Source organism: Rhodothermales bacterium (genome assembly GCA_013002345.1).
Lineage (GTDB): Bacteria > Bacteroidota > Rhodothermia > Rhodothermales > JABDKH01 > JABDKH01.
In genome coordinates this window covers 1-7181 of sequence record JABDKH010000171.1, presented here as the reverse complement: position 1 = coordinate 7181, position 7181 = coordinate 1, and the positions used below count along the sequence as shown (strand labels likewise).

Annotated in this window: 5 protein-coding genes; 2 read left to right on the top strand and 3 right to left on the bottom strand. The window is 59.5% G+C overall.

Going from position 1 to position 7181, the window contains the following annotated elements:
* Together HKN37_08635 and HKN37_08630 are read left to right on the top strand one after the other, a co-directional pair.
* Positions 1 to 1478: molybdopterin-dependent oxidoreductase (locus HKN37_08635; GenBank protein NNE46712.1), on the top strand; the 1478-nt coding region annotated here is incomplete at its 5' end.
* A 1-nt stretch (position 1479) separates the two neighbouring features.
* Positions 1480 to 2451, top strand: coding sequence for a xanthine dehydrogenase family protein subunit M (locus tag HKN37_08630; protein NNE46711.1), 972 nt, complete (start codon positions 1480 to 1482; stop codon positions 2449 to 2451).
* Positions 2452 to 2463: 12 nt separating this feature from the next.
* Here HKN37_08630 and HKN37_08625 read toward each other — a convergent pair whose 3' ends face one another.
* The 3 genes from HKN37_08625 to HKN37_08615 all read right to left on the bottom strand — a co-directional run.
* Entirely contained in the window at positions 2464 to 3411 is a 948-nt protein-coding gene (locus HKN37_08625) for a thioredoxin domain-containing protein (protein ID NNE46710.1), read from the bottom strand.
* Between the two features lie 114 nt (positions 3412 to 3525).
* Positions 3526 to 6411 (bottom strand): glycosyltransferase, encoded by a 2886-nt coding sequence (locus HKN37_08620; GenBank protein ID NNE46709.1) that lies wholly within the window; start codon positions 6409 to 6411, stop codon positions 3526 to 3528.
* A gap of 299 nt (positions 6412 to 6710) precedes the next feature.
* The coding region (locus tag HKN37_08615) for a DUF4382 domain-containing protein (GenBank protein NNE46708.1) at positions 6711 to 7181 on the bottom strand (471 nt) is incomplete at its 5' end.

Genomic DNA, 7181 nt, shown 5'->3' with positions numbered 1-7181 from the left:
TGCTCGCGAAGACAACAGCCCAACCGGTCAAGCTTTTTCTGAGCCGTGAGGAAACGATGTTGGCGGTCGGCAACCGACCCGCCAACCGAATGCGAGTCAAGGCGGGCGTAAGGAATGACGGAACGCTTACTGCGATAGAGTTTGAGGCACTGGGTTCGGGTGGAGCCTACTCAGGAAACGGAACGGGTATCGTGGACTGGCAGATTCGAGACCTCTACAGGTGCGAGAATGTTCGCACGGTCATGCAGAGCGTCTACATCAACGCGGGTGAGCAGCGGCCCATGCGCGCGCCGGGTCATCCGCAGGGCTCGTGGGCGCTCGAACAGATGATGGATCAGCTGGCCGAGAAGATCGAGATGGATCCAGTCGAGTTCCGGCTGAAGAACCTCGCGACCGTAAGCCAGGGCCGCAACAACATGCCATACACGTCCAACGGATTCGCTGAGTGCATGACGAAGGGCGCAGAGGCGTTCAATTGGTCGGCGTCTCGCCGCCAGAAGGAGGACGGCAATATCGTGCGAGGAGTTGGGATGGCCGGCGGTCTCTGGATCGCCGGCGGGGGTGGCCCGCCATCCACCGCAATCGTCAAGCTGTTTGCGGATGGATCGGTCAACCTGAATATGGGCGCCTCAGATATCGGAACCGGTACAAAGACCGTCATGGCTATGGTCGTTGCCGAAGAACTGGGTGTCCCGCTCGATCATATTCAGATCGAGCATGCCGATACAGGCACGACCCAGTTCGCCACCGCGTCGGGCGGCAGCAAGACCGTCCCCACGGAGTCACCGGCCGTCAGAGCCGCCGCCATCGATTGTCGGGACCAGGTTCTTGCGATGGCAGCCGAGGAAATGGGCGTTGCAGCAGCGGACCTCCAACTGGACGGAACGGACATCGTATCGAGCGCCGACCCGTCGACGAGAAGGCCACTTACGGAGCTCGGGGCGCTCAGACGCCAGCAGGTCGTCGTCGGCGTCGGCTATCGGGGACCAAATTCACGTGGCAAGGCCGTTTGCCCGTTTGCCGCTCAATTCTGCGAGGTCGAAGTCAACCGGCGCACGGGGGAAGTCAAAGTCCTCCGTTTCCTTGGAGCGCACGACAGCGGACGCGTAATGAGCCGTCTATCGTACGACAGCCAGGTGTACGGCGGTATCGTGATGGGAATCGGGTTCGGCATGATGGAGCGGCGGGTGCTTGACTCGGGGCAAACTGGAAAGATGTGCAACGTCTCGTGGCACGACTACAAGATCCCGACGTCGATGGATGTGCCTGCGGAAATCGCGTCGCTCCCGATTGAGACGATAGACACTGAATGCAACACAACGGGCTCAAAAGGCCTCGGCGAACCGGTCACCATACCGACGGCGCCGGCTATTGCAAACGCGGTGTACAATGCAACGGGAGTTCGCGTGACGGATACTCCGATCAATCCGACACAACTCGTCGACATGTTGAACCGAAGCGACGAGGGGAGGACCTGATATGCTACCAGAATTTGCATACGTTCGTGCGACATCTCGTAAAGATGCGCTCAAGCACCTGGAACAGCCAGGGTCATACGTGCATGCGGGCGGGACTGATCTTCAGGGCTGCATGCGAGACCGCGTCTTCCCCGTAGCAAAGATCGTGAGCATCACCGATGTCGACGATCTGCGTGGCATCCGACGCACGCCGAACGGCGGTCTCCGCATCGGGGCCCTGACGACGATCAGCGAGATCGCAGGCAGCGCACTCATCCAGGATCGATATGCCGGACTTGCCACGGCGGCGGGAGATGTGGCGTCACCCCAGCTGCGCAACCAGGGCACCCTCGGTGGCAACATCTGCCAGCGGCCACGCTGCTGGTATTTTAGAGGCGAGTTTCATTGCCTGAAGAAAGGCGGCAACACGTGCTACGCCGAGAGCGGAGAGAACCGCTACCACGCCATCATGGGAGGAACACCGTGCTACATCGTTCACCCGTCGGATACGGCGCCCATGCTCATGGCATTCGATGCGTCCGTGCGCATCCAGAATGACGGCACCGAAAGGAGCATCGGCATGGATTCGTTTTTCGTTCTGCCGGATCAAGATGTTTCTCGTGAGAATTCACTCGCGCAGGGCGAGCTGGTCACAGGAGTGGATATTCCGTCTGCACCGGACGGGACTCGCAGCCTCTACCGAAAGGTTCGAGAGCGAGGGTCGTGGGACTTTGCGCTGGCGAGCGTTGCTGTCGTTCTGCAGATGGACGGAAATCGAGTCGCGAAATCCCGGCTCGTCCTTGGCGGTGTGGCTCCGATCCCCTGGCGTCTGCCGGCCGTCGAGCAGCTGATCGAGGGCAAGCCGATCACTGCCTCGCTCGCGGAGGAAGCCGGAAGATTGGCAACACGAGATGCGGAGCCGCTCGAACAGAACGGCTACAAAGTCCGACTCGTGGAGGGTATTGTGGAAGAAAGCCTGCTGGCGCTCGCCTGACGAGCGGAGGCTTTATTTCGAGTCGGCGAGCGCGGCGGCGATCGCTTCGTCGAATGCTGACAGAGGTTGGTTTCCGCTCAGAAACTGGCCGTTGACGAAGAAGGCGGGGGTTCCGGTGACTCCGTTGCGACTACCGCTCTCAGCATCCGCCAGCACGCGCTGCCGGGCAGCCTGGTATGCATCCGACGATGTGTCGATTGCGCACTCCGACCAGGCATCAACGTCAATGCCGGCCGGCGATATCCACTCCCTTCCCTTCTCTGCATAGTTGTCTTTAGAGACGGTCGCCTGGTTAGTGAAATACCCGTCGTACAAACGCCAGAACGCTTCGCCGGACTGCTGTGCCGCACAGACAGCGGCAATCGCCGCGGGCTCGGCCCATGGGTGTCGTGACAGCGGGAAGTGACGATAGACAAGCCGCACCTGCTCCGGGTATTTCTCGAGCACACTCTCCACGGTGCCGTAGACACGGGCGCAGAACGGGCATTCGAAATCCGAATACTCAATGATCGTGACCGGTGCATCTGTCGGCCCGCGGCTGGGCATCCCTTCCGATTCGGCCAGAAGCGCCCGATGCCTTTCTCGAGCCTCCTTCGCTTCGACGTCCTTTTCTCGCTGCAGCTCTACAGCAATGTCCTGCATAGAGAGGCTCGCATCAATCGGGTCGGCCGCCAGAAGGTATAGGCGCGCATCATCGCTCGTCGTCAAGAAGCGCATCTGATTCCGGCCGTCAATGACGACGACACCTTCGTCAAAGCCTGGCGAGGAACTGGCTCCCAGCTCCGCCACGGTAACAACGCTTTCGCGCAACTGAGGGAATCGATATTTCAGATTCTCGGCGATCCTCGCTTTCCGATCGTCGTCGTCCTGTAAGACAACGGACTGGCATGACGCCGGGCGCGGAAGGACGAGGACCAGAAGGGCGGCGACGTAGACGGTGCGGGAAAGTGCTTTCTGCATGGGTATTTTCTGGTGGAAAAGAACAGTATATGCCGCTGATCGATTGGGGGTCCCGCGGCATTTGTTCAAGCCGGCCTGTCCACACGCGCGAATGACGGTGGGCCGTCCCGCCACTTACTCCGCGTCGGTCGAATCTTTCGACGGGAAAGCTATCCTGCGGACATCGTAGGTTCCACCGGCGTCCAACCCCGTGTCCGGCGCCGGTCCATCGCCCTCGAGCCCGGCCTGATCAATCGTAAACGAGACGCGCGTCCTTCCGCGAGTGCTCGAGACACCGAATGGACCGGTTGCTGACTCCTGCTTCTGACCGGCCATGGCCTCTCGCACGACGGCCTCGGCCACGTCCGCAGCCGGAGCTCGGTCCAGTTGAATGTCGGTTTCAGATGCCAGTTCAGCACCGATCTCAAACTCGAGTCGTCGCTTCGTTCGCCTGCTTTCTCGTTTCTGCCAGACCGGTGAGGTGACGTCGGACGTAGCTACATACTCGTCGAGGGCGGCAATGAAGTTCTTGTAGACCTGCTGAATCTCCCAGATAATCCGGTCCGGCCCGAGCGCCCACCATTCGTCTGGCGTGAAGTACGCCGACACCTCAGCCTCCGAGCCGGATCGGCCAAACCACTGGATGAGGTGCAGGTTATCCGACTGGGCCAGCCACAGCGCAATATCAATAAATCGCTCGTCGCCCGTTAACAGAGCCTTGTTGTAGGCCTGAAGCATGAGGTGGAAGACGGCCCTCTGCGCGTCATTGCCAAGGAAGAATTCCAGACCGCCGCTTCCCGCCCAGGTGCTCGCAAACGCGGGAAGAGGAAGCTCGTGACTTTCACCTTCGAAAGCATCGTACAATTCCGTAGGCGTGGCAAACTGAAGTCCCGCGTCGCGTACGGCATCCGGAAGTGCCTGGAGAAATTCGAAGATGCCACTGTCTTCGTGATGGTGCTCACCGAATGTCTCGAAATCCCATCCAAGTACAACAAAATCGCCGGGACTTTCCGAAAGCCACTTCGCGTACTGATCCGCCATCAGCGGGAATCCTGACCAACTTCTGTCGCTGAATCGATATCCGACATCATCGCTCAACGCGTAGTGTCTGACCAACAGCTTCAAACGCCCGCCATTGTGGTGATACATGTACGTCGGCTCTCGCCACTCCATCAGCCACTTGCGGCCGTCGACGAAAGCGGCCTGAAATCCAGCGAGATCGAGCGCATGGTAAATGGTATCCGACATCATCAACTCAGTCGTATCCGCAACGACCGGACGGACACCGAAAACCTCCTCCAGACGGTCCGCCGATTCTCGCATCCCGTCCATGAATCGCTCCACGTCCCACAACAACTCAAATCCATGCCGGGGATTGGTTGCGACCGGCTCTACGTTGTCACTCTGCACGAGCTTCCGAAACACATCCAGCAGCTCTGGATCCCATCGCTCCGCCTGTTCCACAAAGGACAAGGAGAAACCAATAGCCATCTTGAATCCCTGCTCGGCGAGCTCGGTGAAGCGACGCGCCGCCGGATAGTAGCACGTCGTTGCCACCTTCCTGAAATAGCGCTCGTTCATCTCGTGATCAAAGAGATGTTCAGCCCACCCGTCTGGACCCTTCCCGAGCGGTATGGAGGCAGCCGGCAAACGCAAACGACGGGGTTGATGGATGAGCGTGTAGACGAGAACGTTTTCGACACGCGGCTGGACCGGGCCCGAATCTATGGCGCCGATGGACCGCGCGACGAACCGCACCTTGTCATTGACGATATCAATCACTTTGTCCCATGTGAACTGTGCCGCCGTTCGACGAGCCGACGCCCGGATTTCGCGAGAGCGATCCGGGTCATCCCGCAGTTCAAGAATCTCTGAAACGATTTCTTCCGGATCGTCCGTGTCGAGACTGATCGCGCACGGCCCCGCAAACGAGTATTCCTCCCCGGTGCTTCCGACAAACACCAGACCACCGGCTGCCATCCCTTCGAGACCTACGAGTCCGAATGGCTCGTGTCCGCTGTTTGCCAGGACGGCGTCGGCTGCCGCATAGAACGGCCTCAGCAGATCTGGAGACATGTGGAAAGAAAAGTGATAGAGGTCTGCCGGCGGCACGTCCGCCAGCAGATCCATGAGTTCCTTCCAATTGGCCGGCTCACCGGTGACGTGAACGACGCTCAATCCGTGTGCTGCTGCTCGGTCGAACACCTCTTGCCCGTGCGCCTCAATTCCGCCCCTCAGCACAAAAACGACTCGCTGGCCACCGTTCTTGATGCGAGCCGCCGCATCAACAGCCATCAGCCATCTCTTTGCCGGGTCGAAACGCCCGACCTTGAAAAGAAGCACGGCATCGCGGGCGTGCAATGTCTTCCGTAGCTGCGCGACTCTCGTCTGGCCAACGCGGCGAAGCAAATCTCCTGGAATACCGTTCGGAATCACGAGCGGATTCAGTCCCATCTCCCACATGATGTGCTTCATGTATCGACTGACGGTCGTCAACTGCGACGCGGTCGACAGCCTCGGCCAATCCACCCGGTGGAAGGACATCGTGTTATTGGCATTCCAGAGCATCACGCAGCGATGACGCAGACCGGCCTCCACCAGCAGATCATGTATGCGGATTACGGCCTCGGCCGTGTGCCACTCCTCCGCCATTATCACGGGGAGCATGCCTTCGTCCAGTGCGGGTCTTACGAAATGATCGACCACGAAGGCCGGTACCGATTCGTTGAAATCCCAGACCTTGCCTTCTTCCCCGTCATAGACTCCGGAGTGGTGCGTTGCACTGATCCACTGGCTCCAGCGGTGTAGCGTGAGCCGGCCGTTCTCTAATTCTTCGGTAGCCGGACGATCGGGGTCGCCAACGAACAGAAGATGGGTCTTGTAGCCGCGCCTCGCGAGAGCGACAGAAAGATTGGCGACACGAATTCCGAGACCGCCAGCGATAGCGTACCGGTCGGGGCCCTCAAACGAGAGGACACAAAATGCTGCTTTGTCCGGTGGGACACTCACGACAAACGCCACGGGACAACGTCCCGTTGTGGGAAAACAAAGCGAAGGTCGACTTATAGATACGGCAGACCCTCGTCTTCCGCAACCGGATCACGTGCATCCGGTGTAGAGGCTACCTGCGGCCGACCCGCGGGGAATGTCCGCAGCGTATTGTAGGGTCGGGTCATCACGGCATCTCCGCCGCCGCCTGGAGCAAATCATCCGGGCGCTGTAACCCGCACGATCTCGGGGCATTCCCTGCACCGTGCCTGCGCAAAACAAAAAAAGGGGGCCCGGTTACCCGGAGCCCCTCTACGCGAGTAAGAGCAACCTTATTGCGCCACTACCTCTCCTTCATCCGAAATCGCCAGTTGGGCCTCGTTCAGCGAAGCAGACACAGCCTTGATAACCGGTGTCATAACGTATCCAGTAGGCGCCGAGGGAGGTCCCGTCGACACGACCGATTCGTCGGCCACGAAGTCTAGAAGAATGTCCAGCCTTCCACCACCACTCACATCGACGAGGTCGTCGAAGAAGAACTTGAGCCCCGAAGATGATCCACTGGCCACGTGAAGAGTGTCCGTCACGGTCAAGGCATCCGTTCCGAACGTGATCGTTGCCACGTCGCCAATTACGACTCGAAGCTGATCAAATGTCGTTAACGTGACCTCCTGGTCACAGACATCGAGCGTTCCGCCGTCCGCTAACGCGAGCAGGTTGAACATGGTCGCGACATCGCTCGATGGAATCGTCTCGCGCTCATCGGTGGCCGAATTGATGATCTCGCACGAAACCACGGTGAC

Coding starts and splice junctions, on each gene's coding strand:
- HKN37_08630 (NNE46711.1), top strand. CDS start 1,480: ATGCTACCAGAATTTGCATACGTTCGTGCGACATCTCGTAAAGATGCG.
- HKN37_08625 (NNE46710.1), bottom strand. CDS start 3,411: ATGCAGAAAGCACTTTCCCGCACCGTCTACGTCGCCGCCCTTCTGGTC.